General features: G+C 57.6%; 12 protein-coding genes and 1 pseudogene. 9 read left to right on the top strand and 4 right to left on the bottom strand.

Features of this window, described 5'->3' with window-relative positions; all coding sequences use genetic code 11:
* Positions 1 to 6: 6 nt before the first annotated feature.
* Entirely contained in the window at positions 7 to 1,194 is a 1,188-nt protein-coding gene (locus tag GC125_RS17960) for a CaiB/BaiF CoA transferase family protein (protein WP_151986904.1), read from the bottom strand.
* Positions 1,195 to 1,345: 151 nt separating this feature from the next.
* Here GC125_RS17960 and GC125_RS17955 point away from each other — a divergent pair, with 151 nt between their 5' ends.
* Positions 1,346 to 2,173: an IclR family transcriptional regulator domain-containing protein gene (locus tag GC125_RS17955; RefSeq protein WP_151986903.1), complete on the top strand. Its 828-nt coding sequence runs from the start codon at positions 1,346 to 1,348 to the stop codon at positions 2,171 to 2,173.
* Between the two features lie 11 nt (positions 2,174 to 2,184).
* Here the strand turns inward: GC125_RS17955 and GC125_RS17950 are convergent, their stop codons facing one another.
* Positions 2,185 to 2,949, bottom strand: coding sequence for a citryl-CoA lyase (locus GC125_RS17950; RefSeq protein WP_151986902.1), 765 nt, complete (start codon positions 2,947 to 2,949; stop codon positions 2,185 to 2,187).
* A gap of 414 nt (positions 2,950 to 3,363) precedes the next feature.
* Here GC125_RS17950 and GC125_RS20400 point away from each other — a divergent pair.
* Positions 3,364 to 3,507 (top strand): annotated as a pseudogene (locus tag GC125_RS20400) (hypothetical protein); the annotation flags it as partial.
* A 167-nt stretch (positions 3,508 to 3,674) separates the two neighbouring features.
* Here the strand turns inward: GC125_RS20400 and GC125_RS17940 are convergent.
* Entirely contained in the window at positions 3,675 to 4,580 is a 906-nt protein-coding gene (locus GC125_RS17940; protein WP_151986901.1) for a LysR family transcriptional regulator, read from the bottom strand.
* Here GC125_RS17940 and GC125_RS17935 point away from each other — a divergent pair.
* The 7 genes from GC125_RS17935 to GC125_RS17905 all read left to right on the top strand — a co-directional run bounded on the left by GC125_RS17935 (position 4,579) and on the right by GC125_RS17905 (position 13,968).
* Positions 4,579 to 5,718 carry a TRAP transporter substrate-binding protein gene (locus tag GC125_RS17935; protein WP_151986900.1) on the top strand — a complete coding sequence of 380 codons (1,140 nt, stop codon included), beginning with the start codon at positions 4,579 to 4,581 and terminating at the stop codon, positions 5,716 to 5,718. The two genes, GC125_RS17940 and GC125_RS17935, sit on opposite strands and share 2 nt — an antisense overlap.
* Positions 5,719 to 5,768: 50 nt before the next feature.
* A complete protein-coding gene (locus GC125_RS17930) occupies positions 5,769 to 6,251 on the top strand; it encodes a TRAP transporter small permease (protein WP_151986899.1) in 483 nt (160 codons plus the stop codon).
* Complete coding sequence (locus tag GC125_RS17925; RefSeq protein WP_151986898.1) at positions 6,248 to 7,507, top strand: TRAP transporter large permease; 1,260 nt, start codon at positions 6,248 to 6,250, stop codon at positions 7,505 to 7,507. The genes GC125_RS17930 and GC125_RS17925 overlap by 4 nt, the downstream gene beginning before the upstream one ends.
* A gap of 88 nt (positions 7,508 to 7,595) precedes the next feature.
* Positions 7,596 to 8,405 (top strand): class II aldolase/adducin family protein, encoded by an 810-nt coding sequence (locus GC125_RS17920; protein WP_286165568.1) that lies wholly within the window; start codon positions 7,596 to 7,598, stop codon positions 8,403 to 8,405.
* A gap of 764 nt (positions 8,406 to 9,169) precedes the next feature.
* Positions 9,170 to 11,761, top strand: coding sequence for an MrcB family domain-containing protein (locus GC125_RS17915; RefSeq protein WP_151986896.1), 2,592 nt, complete (start codon positions 9,170 to 9,172; stop codon positions 11,759 to 11,761).
* Positions 11,758 to 12,939 carry a 5-methylcytosine restriction system specificity protein McrC gene (locus GC125_RS17910; RefSeq protein WP_199864632.1) on the top strand — a complete coding sequence of 394 codons (1,182 nt, stop codon included), beginning with the start codon at positions 11,758 to 11,760 and terminating at the stop codon, positions 12,937 to 12,939. Before GC125_RS17915 ends, GC125_RS17910 begins: the two co-directional genes overlap by 4 nt.
* A 63-nt stretch (positions 12,940 to 13,002) precedes the next feature.
* Positions 13,003 to 13,968 carry a hypothetical protein gene (locus GC125_RS17905; RefSeq protein ID WP_151986894.1) on the top strand — a complete coding sequence of 322 codons (966 nt, stop codon included), beginning with the start codon at positions 13,003 to 13,005 and terminating at the stop codon, positions 13,966 to 13,968.
* Positions 13,969 to 14,303: 335 nt separating this feature from the next.
* On the opposite strand, the gene GC125_RS17900 is transcribed toward GC125_RS17905, so the two are convergent.
* Entirely contained in the window at positions 14,304 to 20,333 is a 6,030-nt protein-coding gene (locus GC125_RS17900; RefSeq protein WP_151986893.1) for a DEAD/DEAH box helicase, read from the bottom strand.
* Between the last annotated feature and the right edge of the window lie 2 nt (positions 20,334 to 20,335).

Raw genomic sequence — 20,335 nt, 5'->3', positions numbered from 1 at the left:
CCCTTATCAGCTGGTTGAAGAAATAGCTGCGGACACAGCTGCGTCCGAGAGACCAAGTTCCTCGAGTATCTGTGCCGTGTGTTCGCCGAGGAGCGGGACAGGCCGGTCCGCGTCGTCATCGGGACGTTGAGGATCGTCGATTGCGTAGCCGACGAGTGGCAGCGCCCGTTCACCTTTTCCGAAAGTGCGCGTCATGCGCAGCGTCTGCGCCTGCGGATTAGTCATCGCTTCGGCTACTGTATTTAAGGGCCCGCAGGGCACGTCGTTGGCCATCAGGCGCTCGAGCCAATGAGATCGGTCCTTCAGTCCGAAAACTGCCGACAGTTCCTGACGCAACTGCTCATAATTGTTCTCTCGCATGGATTTGCTGACATAGTCGGGGTGTTCGCCGAGATCCTCGCGATTGATAGCCACAAGAAGTGCCTGCCAGAATTTCGGCGGCGAGGAGAGATGGATAGCGAGCGGCAGCCCGTCCGCGCATACGAAGGCGAAGGATTGCGAGACCCGGGCCCGGGACGACTTGTCGGCTATTGCGCCGGTCAGGAGATATTCTGCGACGCCGTGCGGCTGGAAAGCGATCGTCGCCCCGAGCATGCTGACGTCGATGCGCCGACCAAGGCCGGTTATGCCGCGCGAGACGAGCGCCCCGAGCACGCCGTAGGCCGCATAGAGCCCGGTAAGCTGGTCGGAGATCGGCGGTCCGACCGGATCGGGCTTCGTGATGTCGACCAACTGGCTCCAGAGGCCGGACATCGCCTGTGCTATGCCATCGAAGGTGGGCAGGTCGCGGTAGGGTCCGCTCTGACCCATGCCCGAGATCGAGCAGTAGACCAGACGCGGCGCGCACTGTTTCAGCGCCTCGTAGCCAACGCCGGCGCGATCGAGGGCGCCGGGACGGAAATTCTCGATGACGACATCGGCATTAGCCGCAAGGTGCAGGTAATTTTCCCGTCCTCTGGGTGTCTTGATGTCCAGTTCGATGCTGCGCTTGCCGCGATTATAGGCGGCAAAGGCGGGTGAAATCGCCGCACCTTCGCCAGCCCAGGTGCGGAAAGGATCCCCAGAGCCCGTCATTTCCACCTTAACGACATCGGCGCCGAGATCAGCCAGAAGCATGCCCGCGAAAGGCCCGCTGATAACATTCGCCATCTCAACCACACGGATTCCCGCCAGCATGTTCCGATTATCGAACACCCAGTTCCTCCCGATCGCATCGCCGCCCGCGCGTTCGCGGCGACTGTCTGTGAAAGACGTGATGACGCTCCCGACGTCTCGCCAATTGGTCTTGTGCGCATAGCGTGCAATCTGTACGCTATGTGGTCAGGTTAGGGTGAGGCCGAGCTGGATGTCAATGCTTATTGATCTAAGGAATGAGCGATGGTTCATTTCCTCGCTCGAACGCGGGCTCAATGTCATCAACGCGTTCAGTGGCGCCAAACCTGCTCTTTCAATATCTGAGATAGCCAAGCTGTCCGGCACGTCGCGAGCTTCGGCGCGCCGGATCGCCATGACATTGGAGGCGCTCGGCTATCTTGCGCGCTCCGATGGCAACCAGTATTTCCTCACACCGAAGACGCTGGCACTGGGAACGGCATATCTGTCGTCGCACGGTGTTGGAGACGCGCTGCAGCCGATCTTGCGACGCCTGCGCGATATGTCGGGGCGCTCCGCCAGCATCTCAGTGCTCGATGGGGAAGAGATTATCTACGTTGCGCGCGCATCGGCATCGGGACCGCTGCGCATTCATATAAATATCGGGCAAAGACTGCCGGCGTACGCAACCGCGATGGGGCGCGTGCTGCTAGCAGCGCTTCCGGACCAGGATTTCGATGTGTGGTTGCGCAATGTCCGGCTCGAACCGTTCACCGAATTGACAATCACGGATCCGATGAAGTTCCGCCAGATCATCGAGACCGTGCGCGCCCAAGGCTACTGCGTGGTTGAGGGAGAACTGGGCCCAGGCATCAGGGTGCTCGCTGTCCCGATCATCTCCGCGCAAGGCACCACGGTGGCGTCGCTTAATCTCACAACCCAGTCGGCGTTCGACCGGGAGCTGGATGTGGTCGCTGAGTTCCTACCAGAGGTACGACAGGCCGCTATGGAAATCAGCGGCGTTTGGAACCATCTCCAAGTTCAAAATGTGCGTGACATGTTGGAACCGGGGCCGGGCTGATTGGCAAGGCACTAACGCGAAACCTCATCGTCGATACGTTGATATACTTCGTCGGCCATAGGCGTATTCATTTCCTCCCAGGCATGACCGACTAGTCCGACGGCGCGGCTCATTACCGCCATGCCCCGCGCAAGGCGCCAATCCAGCCCGAGCTCGCAAAGAAGCGCGCCAATAGCGCCCGTGACGTTGACTGGAAGAATCCGGCCGGATGTCTCGCTCGCTTGTATGCTGATTTCCCACATCAGTGCCACATAGGGTCCAGCAAGGTCCTGTTCTTGCGCGATGGCGCGTAACCTCTCAGCCCGCGGATCAACCGGTGTATGTAGCGGATGTCCGATGCCCGGCAAGAAGTCACGCCGTTTGGTGTGGTCCTCCACGACATCCTTTGCAATGGCTTTGATGTCGCCGGTTTGTGCATCCGGTAATGCAGCTTGGAGTACGCGAGCCGCCCCCTCCATGGTTCCCGCAAAACGGCTACCGAGACTATTCAATCCGGCACCTACGGCCGCTTGCAGTGCTTCCGGGGCACCAGCTAGGACCATGCGCGTGGCGATCGCAGAAGGCGTCATGCCATGCTCGACTAGTGAGACGAGCATGGCATTGAAAACTATCGACTCCGAAGAGGAGGGCCTGCGGCCCGTGATCTGCAGGAACGCCATGTCACCGAAATCAATATGGCCCATCAACTCTCGGGGTAAGTCAAAGCCTCGGACTATCACTGTGTCCGTGGTGCTTCGCCCCAGTTCCGATTTCAACGGCTTCTGGTTCCGAGCCATGAAGAACTCTCCGATTGTGCGCATTGCGATCGCAACGCTCTCTATGCGCGCCAATCTGACAAATATACTGTAGGTGTCAACCTGATGAAGGCCGACGTTTAGAATCAGGCATCATTGACCAGAGCCGAAAAGTGAGGGCATTGGGTGGGTTGCAGTTGCAAAGCAGGTCGTTCGTAGCGATTGGCGATGAGCCGCACCTTTGAGTTTGGCAAACACGTTCGCGACCTGTTGGCGCTGGCTGCCGAGGGCCTTGTCGCATCCGAATGGTGCTGCGCATCGCGCCGAATTCGGTTCGCGAAACGATCGTGAGGAATGGCATCGTGCCCGCATTCTCGCTCTTCCGGAAGGCACAATGAAGATGGTCCCGTCCAGCGACGCAACGGTCGTTGACGCTACCGGCGCGGGGACAGTTTCAACGCCGGGTACCTTGCGGCCCGGGCAGCCGGCAATGACGTTCCCGCCGCAGTCTGCTATGCGCATCGCGTCGCGTCGATCTGCATCGCCCACCACGGCGCGCTCGCGCCCGTGGATGCAGTTTGTCAGGTTAGATCAAGCTGACCTCTGGTCTTCGATGGATGTTTCGGGAACAGTCAATGACCGAACACGGCTATCGCACCGGTTGCTCCACCGATAGCTAAACACGAGGCATTCCATCTAACTTAAAGACAAAGAGGGCGGCATCTGTGGCATCACCCGTCTACCCAGGATACGTGGTGTCGGGAAAGTCACCACTTCAGGTTCCGGAACTGCTCCAGGCAAAAGTCGACGAAGGATCGGACGCGCGAGATGTGTTGTCGCTCCGGAAGGAAAACCACGCTGATATGCTGATTGTCAGGCGCACGCTGCTCTTCCAGCAACGGAACCAGCCGTCCAGCGCGTATGTGCGGCAATGCGATGTGCTCGGCCATGCGCATGATCCCTCGACCCTCCAGGCATAGTGCGACAAGGGTCATACCGTTGTTGCTTTTCAGATTGCCTTTGACCTTAAGTGCACGTTGGCCGTCGTGAAAGAGAAAAGGCCATCTGTTCAAGTGATCATTGGCGCCTTGCCACAGGAGGCAGTTGTGCCCTCGTAAATCGTCGGGATGTCGAACGGGCGGTCGATCTGCGAGATAGCTGGGCGCCGCGACCACGATCCGCTGAAGGTCGCAGAGTTTCCGCGCGACCAAGTTGGAATCGGCCAGAGTGCCCATTCGAATTGCGACATCCACACGACCATCGATGAGATTCTCGATCGCGTCGGTCAGCGAAATGCCGACTGAGATTTCGGGGTGGCGATCCATGAATTGCGGAAGAATTGGAACGATGCGATCGCTTCCGAAAGACAGGGGAGCGCTGATATGCAGATTTCCTGCCGCTTTGTCGCCGTTCGACATAATAGCGTCTTCGGAGGCTTCGATCAAATCCAGTAAATGACGGCATGACGCCAAGTATCTTTCGCCTTCGGCAGTTAGCCTTTGGCCGCGTGTCGTTCGATGAAGAAGTGATACGCCGAGACGCCGCTCAAGGCTCTTGAGTGACTTGCTGACGAAGGACTGGCTCGTACCCAGGATATGAGCGGCTGCGGTAAAGCTGCCAGCATCAACCAATGCCCGGAATGTCACCATCTCGACGAGCCGATCGTCACGCATGATCTGTCGCTTCTCGCTCATGGCTGAAGGGGTAGCAAAAAAGCGCCTCACAATCAGCGAAGTCTTATTACTGCTGAGCATAAATCTTATTCGATTGCCAGCGTTGCGCCACGGGATGCGAGCGAGCAGGGTCCTCTCATTCTGGGAGGAAATCATGCAAGAACGATACATCCAACTTCTTACGACGACTCTGATCACGGCATCACTCTGCGCCATCGGCACAGGGGCTTCTGCGCAGACGACCCTTCAACTTGGTCACACCGGCGCTGCATCTCACCATTTTCAGCAAGTGTCGGAGGAATTTGCGCGTCTTGTGGATGAGCGTACGGGCGGTGAAGTTCAGGTCACGATCTATCCGTCGGATCAGCTGGGCGGGCAGATGCAACTCGTCGAGGGCACGTTCCTTGGCACCAACGACATGGTGCTGACGTCCGATGCTGTGCTCTCGAACTTTGTGCCTGATGTCGGCGTGATCAATCTGCCCTTTCTTTTCCGCGACTACGATCATGTGCGCGCCGTACTGGACGGTCCGATTGGAGATCAGCTGGGTGAAGCTGTCGAGGGGCAGGGCGCTATCCTGGTTGGCTGGTGGGAGAACGGCTTTCGGCATGTGACGAATTCGCGGGGACCGGTTGAAACTCCCGAAGACCTCGCCGGCATGAAAATCCGCGTACCGGAAGGCCCGGTATTTGTGGACACGTTCAATCAACTCGGCGCCAGCGCTACACCCGTCGCGTTCTCCGAGCTTTATTCCGCACTTCAGCTCGGCGTTGTGGATGGGCAGGAAAATCCACCGGCGCACATTCTCACGCAACGCTTCTATGAAGTGCAGGACTATGCCTCGCGCACTGGCCACATCTATCTGTCTTCGCCGGTCCTGATCTCCTCATCCGCTTATGGAAGGCTAACCGAAGATCAGCAGCAAATCCTCTTGGAAACTGGCAAAGAGCTCGCTTCGTTTCATACCAATCTCGTACGCGAAGAAGAGGCGGCGCAGTGGGAAGAAATCGAGGCTGCGGGGATGGCAGTCAACGATGTCGACCCGGAGGCATTTGTAGAAGCAACGGCGCCGGTCATCGAAAAATATGGTGACGTATTCGGCGCCGAGCTGATCCAGCAGATTCGCGAAACCCGCTAAAACTTTCGGCCGGTGGGGCTACTCACCGGCTAGTTCGTGGGAGAGCGAGAATGTTCGATAAAGCGCTTCGCCATGTGTTGACCGGCGTCGAAATAGTCAACGTCGTCCTTTTGCTTACGGTTATCGTCGTGGTGCTCGGCCAGGTAGTCGCGCGCTACGTCCTCAATATATCGGCGACTGGGTCCGAAGAAGCCGCTCGTTATCTCCTGATCGTCATCGTCATGCTCGGCGCATCCACCGCTGTGAAGAACGGATCGCACATGGCGGTCGGCTACTTCGCATCCCTGCACCGCCCTAGCGTCCAGCTCGTGATGGAGATCGTCTGCAAAGTCATCATTCTGGCGGTCGCTCTGCTGCTTCTGGTTAAGGGCTTTGAGCTGTCCCAGCGCACAATGATGCAAACGAGCCCCGCTCTGCGCATTTCCCGCGGCTACATCGCAGCCGCGCTGCCTGTCGGAGGCCTCTTCATCATCGTGGCCTTGCTGCATACCGTCCTTACGCGCAACAGCAAGCATATCGGCGAGCGTCCATGATCTGGTTTCTGTTCATTTCGTTTTTCGCGATGCTGTACATCGGTGTACCAATTGCGTTTGCGCTGACCGCGTCGTCAGTGCTGTCCATCATCATATTCACCGATGTGCCGATACTGATTGCGGTACAGCGAATGTTCGCCGGTCTTGATGTTTTTGCGCTCATGGCGATACCGCTCTTCCTGTTCGCTGGCTACCTCATGACCGAGGTCAAACTGTCCGAGCGTTTGGTGGCCTTTGCCTCGATCTTTCTGGGGCGCTTTCGAGGTGGTCTCTCGTTGATATCGACTGGCTCTTCTGCGGTATTCGGTGCGATTTCGGGATCAGCCAATGCTACGACGGCAGCCATTGGTTCGGTCATGATCCCGACCATGGCGAAGCGCGGATATGACGAGGCCCATGCAGCGGCCGTCGTTGCCGCGTCCGGCATTCTGGGACTTATCATTCCGCCGAGCATCACGATGGTGCTTTACGGCGTCAGCGCTAACGTCTCCATCGGCGATCTGTTTCTGAACGGCATCGTTCCAGGACTGCTGATCGCGGCCTGCATCCTTGCCATCAATTACGTCATTGCGATCCGCAACGGATATCCCGCTGCTGAACCGATGAGCACGCGCCAGCAGCTCACTGCAATCCGGCAATCCGTTGTGCCAATGCTGATGCCGCTCATCATCCTGGGCGGGATCTACACCGGCGCGTTCACCCCAACCGAAGCGGCCGCCGTTGCATGCGGATATGGATTGCTTGTCGGGGCCTTCGTCTATCGCAACCTGAGCATACGGGCGCTCGTTAGGATCAGCCGCCAAACAGCGGAGATGTCGGCAGTTATCCTGTTCCTCATCGCTAGCGCGAACATCTTCACTTACGTTTTGGCGTCGCAGAACGTACCGCAGAATCTCGCAGCTGCCCTGGTGGGTTTTTCCGACAGCCCGCAGCTTATTCTCGTGCTCATTCTGTTTGCGCTTTTGGCGCTCGGCACTTTCCTCGACAACGTGGCGGCGGTCGTGCTGGTGACGCCCACCCTGATGCCGGTGTTAGCAGCACTGAACATCGATCCCATGTTCTTTGGGGTGTTTATGGTGACTGCAATCGCTGTTGGTCAGATCACCCCGCCTGTCGGGCTCAATCTCTTCATTGCGGCCAACCTGACGAACACGACGTTCGAGAGGGTCGTCGTCGCGAGCCTTCCCTACATCGCGATGTATATCGCCATCCTGTTCCTGTTCATCGTTTTCCCCGGCTTGCTAACGATCTTCTGAAGCTCGGGAATAGCAGCAATTCCAGTTCGGCAGTCGATGCCGGGACATGTGAATGCGATCATGCATCATCAAAAGAGGAGCCAAGTCCATGGCAAGAGCCGAAAAAGTGTCGATCTATCAGCCGGATCAAGAGGGCCTGATCTTCCCCGAAATCCCGTCCTTCAATTCTTTTGAGAGCGAGCGGAAATACATGAAGGAGCATCTGGTCGGCGCTTGCCGCGCCTTTGCTGCTCATGATTTCGACTATGGCTTTGCCGGTCACCTGACCGTGCGCGACCCCGAACACAAGGATCTCTACTGGACCAACCCGATGGCTGTTCCGTTTTCGCAGGTCTCGATGTCGAACCTGATCCTGGCCGATCACGAGGGCCGCGTCGTGGAAGGCGACTATGCGATCAACCGTGCCGGCTTCGTCCTGCACTCGGCCGTTCATCATGATCATCCCGATATCGTCGCGATGTGCCACGCGCACACCGTTTATGGCACCGCATGGGCCGCTACGGGCAGGCCGCTAGATCCGATCAGCCAGGATGCTGCCGCATTCTTTGAGGATCACGTCGTCATCGATGACGAAGCCGGCAAGGTAGCGGTCGAAAGCGAAGCAGGCGGCAAGGTTTCGCAGGCATTCGGCACCGCGCGCGCAGCCATTCACAAGAACCACGGGCTTTTAACGGCCAGCCGACACAGCATTGACGCGGCTGCCTTTTGGTTCATCGCGCTGGAACGTTGCTGCAAGCAGCAGCTGGCCGTCGAAGCCGCGGGTATCAAGCCGGTTTTCGTGCCAGAGGATAAGGCCCGCTACAGCCGCGAACACGTGGGTAGCGAGTACATTGGTTGGCTGCATTTCCAGCCGCTATATCAGGATGTCTTGGCGAAAAATCCCGACATGCTGAACTAACTTCAATTAACAGGGAGCTGCATCTGGCGACTCCCTGTTTGGATGCATTTAGACGTGCCACGTACGATCACGCTGTCTGTCATTTACCGTCGTTCATAAGACAGCCTTGGCTCTGTTGACATCCGTTGGCATCCATAGTTTGCAGCGGCCAGAGCCAGGGAAGCCAGTCTACGAGACCAAGGTTTGGTTGTATCGGGTGGTGATGCGACGGAACTGTGTGAGTTTATTGAATTTGCGTACGACCCGGTCGCGGTTTTTGTAGGCACCGAGTCACACGCGATGGCCTGTTTTCGGTTGGCCTTGCGCGTGACGATCGACACTGACCTGCGACCTGAAAGCCACGCAGAAGATCGCGGAATTCATTGGCGGCAAGTGGGTGGATGGAACTGCCCTAGATGACCTCGTTCCAAAGTCTGACTACAACGACGCCAAGCAGTTCCTTTCGGCCGGGGTTAATCAGGACCGCATGGCCTACGACCGTCGGCCGACCATGTTTCCCCGGAAGGCGACGTTTTGAGGCACGATCAACCATACGGGGCACCTGGAGGACCCGACCGGCAAACGCCGCTGATGGCCAGGCGGCGTCCATAAGCGTGGTTGCTAGGCCACAAGCGTATATCCGGTAAATTAGGAACTCGTTTCGCTACCGAAACGAAAAACTGTGGGGAAATCGTGGCCCCCCTGCCTAGCGACAGCACCCATAGGTGGGCGACCCGCTTGACAATCGTCGGCACCATCGGTGACCTGGATGGAGGGGGAACACGATGTCGCTAGCGGTACTCACAAGCCCAGAAGCAATCGAGGTGGCAATAGCCGAGTTCGACAAGATCGGTCGTGCCCGGTTTCTTGAGAAATACGGATATGGCAGTGGTGAAACTTACATTAGGACGAGCAACGGTTCCGAGTATGACGCCGAAGCGATTTTGGCAGCCGCAGTTGGTATCCAGCATTCCGAACGTGGAGCACTACGAGCGAGCGAGTTTCGTGCGGCACCAGAGGCCGTTGCTGACAAGCTTCACGAACTCGGCTTCTCCGCGATCGATGCCTACGACGATGAAGATGCTGCGATTACTGCTCGCGACATTGCGCTCATAGCCAGCGCACGCGAAAAAGCGGCACGGGGCATTAAATATGCCGATCTCGACCAAGACGAGCGAGATGCCTACGGCCGCGTACACGCCGCCCTCGAGATACTCGGGGACATCGTTGCGGCTGACCTTGGTGACGCGGACGATGTATCGGTCAAACTAACTTCTGGCTTTCACCCGCGGGCGGGCGTTCGCGGCTATGTTCCGAAAGACCTGTGGTTCGCAGTGTTTCCGACGGAGAATGCTGCGTCCCTCGCCGGCAATCCGCAGTTATTTATGATCGTGTCGGAGCGCGGCCTCGAATATGGATTTGGCGTAGCCGTCCATCCAAACGATTTTTCCACTCAAAGCCTGAAAGACAAGGTGCGGGAGATCGCACCGCTGGTTTTTGAACGGTTGCCCAAGCCCAACTCAGTGGAAGCCGACGAGCTTGGAAAGCGCATAGAGCAGTCCGGTGGCTGGTCCTTTCGGCGCAAGCATCGGCTAGGTCCGGATCAATCAGAGTTTGCGACGCTCAGCGACTGGCTCGCTTTCCTTCATTCACCGTCGGGCAAACAGAACGCAGCGGGTGGCATATGCCGATACATCTCCGGTTCCGAACTAGACAGCACGGACTTGGTGAAAACAGTCCGGGAGATGCCGGCGCTGTTCCAGGGATTGCTCATGCGAGATTGGCATGGGGAGCATGAAGAGGCACCACTTTTGACCCGCTCACCAGTAGCGCCCAAATCTACCACTCCCGTCCGAGAGTTCGCAGAGCGATTGGAGAAGTTCCTGAGCGTTTTTGGTCAGAAGCGAAAAGACAAGTTCGGAATTGAGCCCGACTTGCGCCAAGCAATCCAGTCGCTTGAGAGCTGGCTCGAAGAAGCGACCCCTGTGCGGAGCCGCCCGAATATTCGTGTCAATCTCAGCGTAGGCAAAGGAAATTGGACCAACACCCCCTGGATCGCGTTGCTCGATCGCCGAGTGACCACGACAACGCAAGAGGGCATTTATGTCGTCTTTCTGATTTCGGAAGACTTGCAGGTCACTTATCTCACACTGATCCAGGGCATGACGGCCTTAGTACAAGCCTTTGGTCAGAAGGGAGCCGCCGCAGAAATGGTTCGTGTTGGAGATGCGGGCCGAGAGCAAATACGTACGCTGTCAGTTGAAGGCTTTAAGCTCGACAACGAGATCGATTTGCGTTCTCGGGGCAGCGCGAAGAACTACGAACTCGGTACGATCGCTCACTTCGACATTCTAACGTCAGCCATTCCCGACGACGGGGAAATTGTGGAACGCCTAGAGTCGCTTCTGGGTGCGTATGAAAAAATTGCGGTCGACGCTGATTCCAAGGTGGAGTTATCTGAAAGCGAAGATGCATGGCCTTTAATCGCCGCCGCTCCCTATACGATCGACGACGCGCTGTCAGAGCTCTTCATCGAGCGCACCGAATTTGAGCGTATTCTCAACATTTGGCGCAGCAAGATGAACCTCATCTTGCAAGGCGCTCCGGGGGTGGGAAAGTCTTATCTCGCAAAGCGCCTAGCCTACGCTCTTATCGGCGCGCGCGCCGAAACGGCTATTGAGGCAGTGCAGTTCCACCAGTCCTATTCCTACGAAGATTTCGTGCGTGGGTTCCGCCCCGATGGATCGGGCGGCTTCGAACTCCAAGACGGCATCTTTCTGCGTTTTGTTGAAACAGCGCGTCTACATCAGAGCACGCCATTTGTCCTGATCGTAGATGAGATCAACAGGGGAAATATGTCGAAGATCTTTGGGGAGCTCATGCTGCTCATCGAAGCCGATAAGCGCAGCCCAGAATGGGGCACTCGCCTGGCCTACCCGCGGCAGGAAGAAGGCCGTTTTTTCATTCCCGACAATGTTTACGTCATTGGCATGATGAACACAGCAGATCGATCGCTATCGCTGGTAGATTACGCGTTGCGCCGCCGCTTCGCCTTCGTGACGGCGGAACCGCAGTTTGAAGCTCCCGGGTTCACTCAGTATCTGCGCGACAAAAGCGTGCCCGACGACCTGATCCATCGCATCCGAGCCCATATGGGTGTTTTAAATGAATCCATTGCAACAGATCGGACAAACCTAGGCCCTGGCTTCCGTATCGGACATAGTTTTTTCACGCCGAGAGACGACGTTGAAGATCCTGATCTCTGGTACGAATCGGTCGTGGATACCGAAATTGTTCCGCTCTTGGATGAGTACTGGTTTGACAATCCAGATCGTGCAGACGAATGGCGAGATCGCCTAAGAGCGCCTGTGACGTGAAAATTCCGGTCCGGAATCTATACTACCTACTGCTGTATGCATGGGGTCACTTTCAGCCTGGTACAGCTACTGATGTCGGCGCCGATGCCAGTCCGGACCTGCCCAACCTATTTGCAAAGATCCTGATCGACCGCACGCGCGTCTTGCTGCGGCGCGGCTTGGATCGTGGATATCGTGCGGAGAGCGAGGAGACTCGGTCGCCAAGAGAGCGACTGCTGATCGGAGATATACTAAAGCGACAAACATTACGCAGAGGTGCTGCGGTCTGCGAGATAGACGAGCTCACAAACGATGTTCTTAACAATCGGATTCTTCTGTCGTCATTGCTGCGCCTAGCCAGCTGCAGTGACGTGAAGCCGGACCTACGCCACGATCTGCGCATCGTGGCATCACGCATGGCCGGAGTGTCGAAATTGCGACTGAGCGCCAACTTATTTTACCGGGTGCAGCTCTCCCGTAACACCTCTCAGTATGGCTTGCTGATGAAAATATGCGAGTTCGTGTTTTGGGCACTGATGCCGGAACAAGATGGTAGCAGCTCGCGATTTCAGAGCATCCTCGACGATGAGATGCGCATGTCGGCCATCTTCGAGGAGTTCCTTCGGGGGTTTTATCGAACGGAGCTCAGAGACTGCCATGTAGGCTCGGAGATGATGTCCTGGTCGGCATCCGCTATTGACTCCAACCACCTAGCCCTTCTGCCGGCAATGCAGACAGATATCACCATCAGATCCGCGAGGGAGACCACTATTGTCGACGCCAAATTTTACAGAGAGGTTCTAGGCGGAGGACGATATTCCGCAAGGCTCCGGTCCGCCCATCTCTATCAGCTGGCAACGTACTTAGCTCATGCCCAAAGGCGTGAGCCAGCGCGCCGCATCCGCGGGCTCCTAGTGTACCCGCAAGTTCACCACGCACTCGATCTCGACTACGAGATACTTGGCTTCCCTGTGCGTGTGTCCACAGTCGACCTCTCCGCCCCGTGGCGCCAGATTAGAGAGGAACTTCTTTCGGTGCAGGGGGAGGGTAAAGAAGATGTCCAGCATTTCGCTAGCGAATTTACAGGCCCCCGGCGCAGGGGAGCGCCGAGCGGCGAGGGTGTCGTCGCCCCACTGGAACATAGCGGGCGCGGGAAGGCAGCAAGCATCAAATCAAATGAAGAGCGCGACGGGACATGAATGCAGATCGCATTACCGTGTTCTTTGGGAGGGAAGCACTTGGCAGGACAGATATACGTTATCATGACTGGAAACGACAACGAGCTCTGGCCTCGTTGCCTAAAGGAGAATCTGGTCGCTCTTGGCTTCGACAAGCCCTACTTCGACGCATGGTCTGCAAATGATTATAACGCCTATCTCGACCTGGAACGAGCAACCGCGAAACCCGGTGACACTGAAGGCGATATCAAAGGCCGGGCGACCTTGTGGATGAACCGAGGTACCGATCTAACGAGTAGCATGGGCGACCTGTGGCTGCATCGCGACAAAGGAAAAGATAGCCTCTATTGGGCCGAGACGACCGGCGCCGACCCGGTTTTTCATCCGTACGAAGACAGGGTGATGCTCGCAAAGCCCGTCACGAAATGGTCGCGCCACGACCGAAATGGAAAACCGCTCTCCTGGCGGACCATCCATCCGGTCGCCAAAGATTACATCGTCTCAATGGCTGCAATGTTCAGCGTCGCCAATGAGGACATGAAGGTCTACCTGCGCGCGGTTGTTGATGGCGATGATCTTTCGCATTGGCACTCACGCGCAAAATGGAAGACGCGGTTGGGCGAGCAGAAGACCCTTGCAACCAGCGCAACACTGCTTGAGCTGACACTTTCGAACTTGATGCTTTCGATCACCGAGACTGTTAAAAATGCGAACGGCCAAAAGGTCTTCAAGCATCTGAAGAATAAGGAAATTCACTGCTCGGAGCCGGAGATGAAAGCCCATCTGCATGAGCTGTTCGTGGCTCAGCAGGGGCGCTGCAAGATCACAGGTCTCCCCATGCATTTGCATGGATCAGACGACTGTGATTCCGATATGTTAGTTTCCCCTGATCGAATAGACAGTTCCGGTCACTACGCTATTGGCAACATGCAGCTCGTTTGCCGCTTTATAAATTTTTGGAAGATGGCCCAGGACAACAATCGCTTCCTCGAGCTGCTCGAACTTGTTGCCGCTAAGGGGCTGGCGAGGTGCGAGATTCTAGAGAGATAAGCCCCCCGCAATTTGTATGATGGTAGGGGTTCGGATCGATCGGTAAGTCTGGTAAACGCCCCTAATTCGGTCGTAGGAGCATACTCTTCCCCTTGTCGAAGAGCGGACGTTCGAATGCGTGCAAAACGGCGTGTCAAGGCCGACTCGCAGAGATGACACGTACGAAGAAGCCTTTGCCGTACAGAGGACGTCTCTTCTAGCTCGGTTTCCGAGATTGCCGAACCTTCAATGACCGCTCAATTACATCACGTTCAGCAACACGACCCCAAATCGCTTTGTAAGCTGCGCGAGTGATCTCCAGCGTGGACTGCCCGAACGAGGTCAATCTCGTTCGTTCAGCCAACGGTGGAATTCTTGAGTGCCCAGAGCGGTCGTCTTGCAAGCTCGAACGTATCGATCAGCGCGACACCAGGGGCGAGGCCGAGATCATCTCTGAGGCCCTCGTGCTTCCATAAGGGATGGATGATCACAGCCCACTTCTTCCTTTCGGCATCGATCGTGAACGCAGGCAGGTCGAGACGCCCAAGCTTGCCGTCCCTGCACTCCGGGATGAAACTCTTCGCGTCGCTCACATGCTGGCTGGCATGCGCTCTCCAGTCGCGCAACTCGGAATAGGCATCAAACTCGCCATTTTTCAATCCGCACTGGAAAGTAGGGTCTTGCAGGGCGCGCAGATACGAAAGTCCTAACCGCCAGTCCAGAAGACCGTGCATGTTCCGGTTGTTGTACCGCTGCAGACATCGGTAGCACGACATCGAACATTTGGAGGCGTGATCGGCCTCCGTGAAGGCGTTCAGCGGCCACTTCGTGTCGTCCGTGAGTATGCTTTCGATGATGTTGTCGATCGAGCGACGTCCGCCCTTCTGAAGATGGCGGCAGAACCCCGAGCCGTTCGTCAACGTGTCCGCGATCTGAAGGAAGATCGTGCGCTTCCCGTCGTCTTCCTCGACAACACGAGGCGCCAGACTCTCGAATTCTTCGGGAGCCACGTCGAGTTCGAGAGCGGCACGCTGTATCAGCATCTGCGTGGCCGAGATGGCAGCAGCGCGTACGCTGGTCTTGCTCTGATCCGTACGACGGAAAACGTCGGACGCCTCCAGGTCGGCGATACGTAGCTTCGGCGAGAAGGTGGATGTCGAAATCTGCAAGGAGTTCGTGACCTTCGACGACGAGAGCCAGCCGTGCCATGGCTCGTGGTCATCGAGGACACCCCACCTGTCGTCCTCGCCCTTCTGTTCGCTTTCTAGCAGTGTCTCGGGACGGATCGCCTGATCCGTCAGGATGTTCTTATAGAATTTATTGCCCGCGTCGGTCTTCTGATACCATCTCGCGGCTTTCTTGTCCGTCGTTTCCTGCACGACGAACCCCTTGGGTTCGCCGTCTTCGGTGTCTTCCCCAGGATTCACTAGATGGATCTTCGCGTGCTCGGCGAAACGGATCTCGATATTACCGTTCCTGGTCGTCTCCGTAGGTCTGCCGATGTTGGCGAGTGTCAGCATACGACGACCCTTGGAAACCAGGTCCTCTGTGCGCGGATTGAAATCGGTTCTGTAGGCACCCGGAGAGAAACACTCTCTGGACCTGGTCGGATCGAGTTCGGATCCGCATGTCCCGCATTCTTCGATCGGTACAGGCCCGACGCTTTTTTCCCAGTTTCCGCAAGCCGGACAAAAAGAGAGGAAGAAATGGTCTCGGGCCCAGTGCTGATGCGGCTCTAGAGTCATTTCGCGTTCGTTCGGCTGAGGGAGAGGCCCCGTGAAGCCGACACAGAGATGTCTCTCCTTGTCTTTCGGAATCACGGATCCGGGTGCGAACTCGAAGATCGCCATATCCTGATCACGATCAATGGTGTCCCACACGGGTTTTCTGCCGGAAGCCGTGTGCTTCATCGAATGGCCGGTATAGAGATTCCGGGTCCGTGTCGGCATTCCATAGAGAGGTAGAAGGCCGCTCTCGGCTAGTGCCGACGCGAGACCGAGTGAAGCGCCGCCGTCGTTCGTCGTATTCGCGGCGACTTCGGTGTCGTCCTCTCCGGCATCCTCGTTTTCCGCGGTCGCGAGTTGGCCGGAATATTCTTGGCGAAGCCCCTCGATTTCCTGCAAAAGCCTTTTCGTAGTCACACCCGCCAGAAGCTCATCGCGATCGATGTTCGCAGCCCGGGCCAGCGTCTCCGCATATGCGAGGCGATAGCCGTCCGTTCGTTCCAGGGCATGCGCGAGCCGCTCCGGCCAGTTCGACTTCGCCGCGAACCATTCGCGGCAGGTGACGAACTCGCCATGGATATCGGGAGGAACGGCCCTGTCGCCTTCCCACGATCCGCCACTGTCCTTGCGTAGCAGTTCGAAAGCTGCGACGAGCCAGAACTTGCGCAGCAGTCGCGACGGAATGTCGGCTAGACCTTTGGTGAGGAACGGCGGCGGCGGTGCATCGCCGGTGATCGCGATCGGATTGCGGAAGTAATGGATATCGTGGCTACGGCTTCGGCAAATGGTGACGACCGAAGAGAACGCTTGACCTCTCCGGCCGGCTCGACCGACGCGCTGCTGATAGTTGAATCGCTGCGGCGGCATGTTCGCCTGGTAGACCGCCTGAAGAGCGCCGATGTCGACACCGACTTCCATGGTAGTGGTGACGGAAATGAGATCGATCTCACGGGATTTGGTGCGCAGATGGAAAACGCCGTCCTTCTCGCCATCCTCCTGAACAAATATCCCCTTGAACCTCTGAAGCCGGTCGCTCGGATCTCCGGTCTGGCCGGTCAGTTCCTCGCATCTCAACCTGAACGGACGATCGCCCTCCAAAGCTCGAACGACGCGTCGGCCTAGGAAATTGTCGGAGCGGAGAGAGCCCACGTCGCCCGACGGAGTTCCGTCCATGGGCTCACCACAACGCGTACAGGCACTCAGTCCTCGATGTAGATGGACGCGCGAGCAGTTCGTGCAACGCCAGAATGGATCGGAGGGCTCCACGATCCTAAAGCTCAGGCTCGTGACATCAATTCGCCCCTCCGTCGTCGGCTGGTCATGCTCCCGCAACCACGACAGGAAACCGTCGAGTTCCTTGGCCGCGTCTTCCTTGAATATCCGACGCAGAATCTTAGAGACCCTTGATTCCTGCCTCCTTCCCATGGCGTCCGCAGCATCGTTCCACGGCGTGTAGGAAGCTCTTCCCTGTTCTTCTCGCGTGTATCGGTTCGGGATAACGCGATAGGCGTCCGCGAACATACGTAGCCATGCGTCGCGCTTCTCATCCTCTTCGCCGTAGGCTTTGCGCCCGACGAAGCTAGGATACCCGAGTCCTGTCTCTTCGAGTGCGAAATAGGTGCGACTGAACAGGAGATCGGCTGCTTCGACTCTTTGGTCCTTGTGCAGTTCCTTTCTCGCCCGTTCGGTCTTCTCATGTTCATCGAGATCGTAGCGATCGATCCACGCGTATCCATTCTCCGTCTCGACGAAATGCTCGTTCCAGGACTTGCCGCCCAGCTTGTTCTTCGGCGTGTCGGCTCCTTCCTTCGGGTTTGCGCCGATCGCGATCATGTCACGCAAGACGGGCCGAACAGTCAGTTCCTTCTCGTCATGGCCTCGCGAGAACTCCAGGATCTGCTGGAGAGGGAAGGATGGAGAGTGCTTCTGACCCGAAATCAGACCTTTGAGAGTTTTCAGCCGCTTCTGCGCTTGTGTCCATTCAGGAGTGTCGGTTTCGTCCTCCTCCAGAAGTTCGCCGATCCTCGCCTTGACGGACTCGTATTCTGCTTCCTCGGTCGACGTCGCGACCTCCGCGAGCTTCTTGTCGTTCGCTGCGACGACCAGAAGCTCACGACGAAGGTCGCGTTGGTGCTGGACCTCGACATCCAACGCGAGGGTAGCCGCGTCTCGTCGGCTATCGGAGAAAGCTACGAGCTTTCCGTCTCCTCCCTGTGCCTTGAGGTACGCGACGAGTTCAGTGGCCAGAAGCTGCGAGGTCTTGCCGAAACCGGTTCGGAAGCTTCGAATGGGCGACAGCCGTCCCTCTCGTCGGATGCTGTTCTTCGCACGGAAGCGTTGATAGTAGTCGGTGCCGCAGCGCGGGCAGCAGTATGGGACCGCGCTGGCGACGCCGTCGGCCTTTCTTCCGTGCTTGTCTTCGGTCTCGTTCCGCATAAGCAGCCGCCCGGACACGCTACCCTCCGACGAGCCGCTCCGGACGATGCCCGTAGCGGGGTCCAGATGCCCTTCGATCCAAGAATAGTGCGGGTCCTCCCCTGCCACCGGCACCTTCCTACCTGGCCAGAAGAGAGCGAACTCCTTATATGTCGCGTCTTCGAAACGGCCCGTAGTCGGGCTTTCGGGTAGTCTTTCCAGATCCTGCGGGGCAGGAAGCAATGAAGTCGCCGTACCGTTCGTGCCTCCGCCTCTGCGTCCGCCGACGACGAGATCGCCGCACGCTTCGCAGTATAGAAGCTCGAAGCGTCGACGAGGTCTCTCGCCTTCGACAGTCGCGTCGAACGCTTCGCCTCTTTCGATGCTCGGAAGACCCCAGGAGTACCCGTCGCCCGTCGGCGTGATGGACGCGAAGAGGCCTTCTATGTTTCGAAAGAAGCAGTGGATCCGAAAACTCGGGAGCGTTTCGACCGCCTTTCTGGACGGTATGAAGTTTTCGTCCAAAAGACCGGGGGGTAGGTCGGGAATTGCGCGAACGACCGTGAGACCCCTAAGGGCCATTTCGTTCTCTTCGCCGAAGATCCGCGTCGAAAGCGTTCTCGAATGGCCGGGGCCGGTCTTGCCATCGGATTTGCCGAGGCCTGCTGCGATCGCATAGGCCGCGATACCGACCGCCTCTTCGAAGGCCTCCTTCGAGGGCTTCGTCTTTCCCGTCAGCGCCAGTACGGCATCGCCGAGGCTGTTCCGAAAGGTAGCCACGCGTTCCGGTATGGTGGTTCCCAGATCAAGGCTTCTTCCGAGCGCCTCCAACGACTTGACGTCGATGATCCGCTTCGGATCCTGCAGAGGCTCCTGCACACCCGGCACCACTGCAGTTTTCCAGAGGGCGGCGATGTCGACAGCCGCTTCTTCGTTCTCCCCGAACGTGCCGGCGGAACCGAACATGTCGGAGAGGTAGTCGAGACTTGCCGCTGCGTCCTCTTCATCATCGACCGGGAGGGAGGCGCTCGACGCCAGAACGCGAAGTTTGTGGCGATGCTCAGGAAGATCGAGGCCGAGGCGATGCAGAAGAATTCGCAGAAGCCCCGCTACTTCCGCTCCTCCGCTTCCTCGAACCAGATGGAGTTCGTCCATGACGAGAAAGAAGCGCGCATCCCTGTTCTCGATGATCCATCTCCGCGTCTTGTCGATGATGGGGCTGTCCACTTCGCGGACCAGCATCGCATTCAGAATTGCCTGGTTCGTGACGAGGATATCGGGCGGAGCTTCCTGCATGTCCCATCGGGAAACGGTTTCCGAACCTCGCGGATCGGCAAAGAGAAAGCGATGCCTTTCCGCTCTCGGATTTTCTGCCAGACGTCTCTCGTCGGAAGCACCGACCTGACGACGGATGTCGTCGAGAAGCTGCATGTCCTGCCGAAGCTGATCGCGACGCCGCCTGTTCTGCTTCTTCCAGCCGCTATCCTCCGCGAGGCGCGGATGTCGATGGAAGCCCGTCACGGGGGTCTTTCCGGTGTAGCGACCGAAGAATATCCTGTTGCCCGAGAATCTCTTGTCCATCACCGACCGTGCTTCTTCCGAGTCGAGCGTCTTGCGGAGGCGGGTCATCTGGTCTTCGACCAACGCGTTCATCGGGTACAGGATCAGCGCCCTGACCGCCTTCGGTCGTTCCGGATGCTCGTTGGCGCGCTGGAACTTGAAATGCCTCCTCGATCCCTTCTCGAACCAGGCGGGAGACAGTTCGCCTTTCGGCGCAGGCCAGAGAGTCGCTTCTCTCGCAATCGAAGCGATGATCGGAAGCATGAAGGACTCGGTCTTGCCGGAACCCGTGCCGGAGGTGACGATCCCAGGCATGCCGTCCTGCACGCCCTTGCACAGCATCTCGATCTGATGTGTGTAGGGGTGATAACGTCCCTTCAGTTCGGCGCCTTCGGCTCTGTCGAAGAGACCGCTGAGGGCAAGCTCAACGAATGCTCGACGTTGTTCGGGCGTGAACTCCGGTAGGATCGACTCGCCTTGGCCTCCCACCAGTTCCTCCAGACCGAAATCCGACTGACGGTATCGCCGGACGACCTCGAAGATCGGATCGAGTGCCAGATTTCCGTGCTTCAGAAGGAGCGATCGTCTGCGTTCCGCCATCTCCCTGTCATCGATCCGGAACGCCGTGTCGAGATAGGAGATGAAGAACTGCTTCGATCTCTCGAAACCGCCGATTGGGTCGAACATCA

Origin of the sequence: Rhizobium sp. EC-SD404 (assembly GCF_902498825.1) — a bacterium.
Lineage (GTDB): Bacteria > Pseudomonadota > Alphaproteobacteria > Rhizobiales > Rhizobiaceae > Georhizobium.
Note: the sequence above shows the minus strand (reverse complement) of the source record. Positions and strands in the feature narration are given on the sequence as shown.

Coding starts and splice junctions, on each gene's coding strand:
- GC125_RS17955 (WP_151986903.1), top strand. CDS start 1,346: ATGTCAATGCTTATTGATCTAAGGAATGAGCGATGGTTCATTTCCTCG.
- GC125_RS17950 (WP_151986902.1), bottom strand. CDS start 2,949: ATGGCTCGGAACCAGAAGCCGTTGAAATCGGAACTGGGGCGAAGCACC.
- GC125_RS17935 (WP_151986900.1), top strand. CDS start 4,579: ATGATCTGTCGCTTCTCGCTCATGGCTGAAGGGGTAGCAAAAAAGCGC.
- GC125_RS17940 (WP_151986901.1), bottom strand. CDS start 4,580: ATGCGTGACGATCGGCTCGTCGAGATGGTGACATTCCGGGCATTGGTT.
- GC125_RS17930 (WP_151986899.1), top strand. CDS start 5,769: ATGTTCGATAAAGCGCTTCGCCATGTGTTGACCGGCGTCGAAATAGTC.
- GC125_RS17925 (WP_151986898.1), top strand. CDS start 6,248: ATGATCTGGTTTCTGTTCATTTCGTTTTTCGCGATGCTGTACATCGGT.
- GC125_RS17920 (WP_286165568.1), top strand. CDS start 7,596: ATGGCAAGAGCCGAAAAAGTGTCGATCTATCAGCCGGATCAAGAGGGC.
- GC125_RS17915 (WP_151986896.1), top strand. CDS start 9,170: ATGTCGCTAGCGGTACTCACAAGCCCAGAAGCAATCGAGGTGGCAATA.
- GC125_RS17905 (WP_151986894.1), top strand. CDS start 13,003: ATGACTGGAAACGACAACGAGCTCTGGCCTCGTTGCCTAAAGGAGAAT.
- GC125_RS17900 (WP_151986893.1), bottom strand. CDS start 20,333: ATGTTCGACCCAATCGGCGGTTTCGAGAGATCGAAGCAGTTCTTCATC.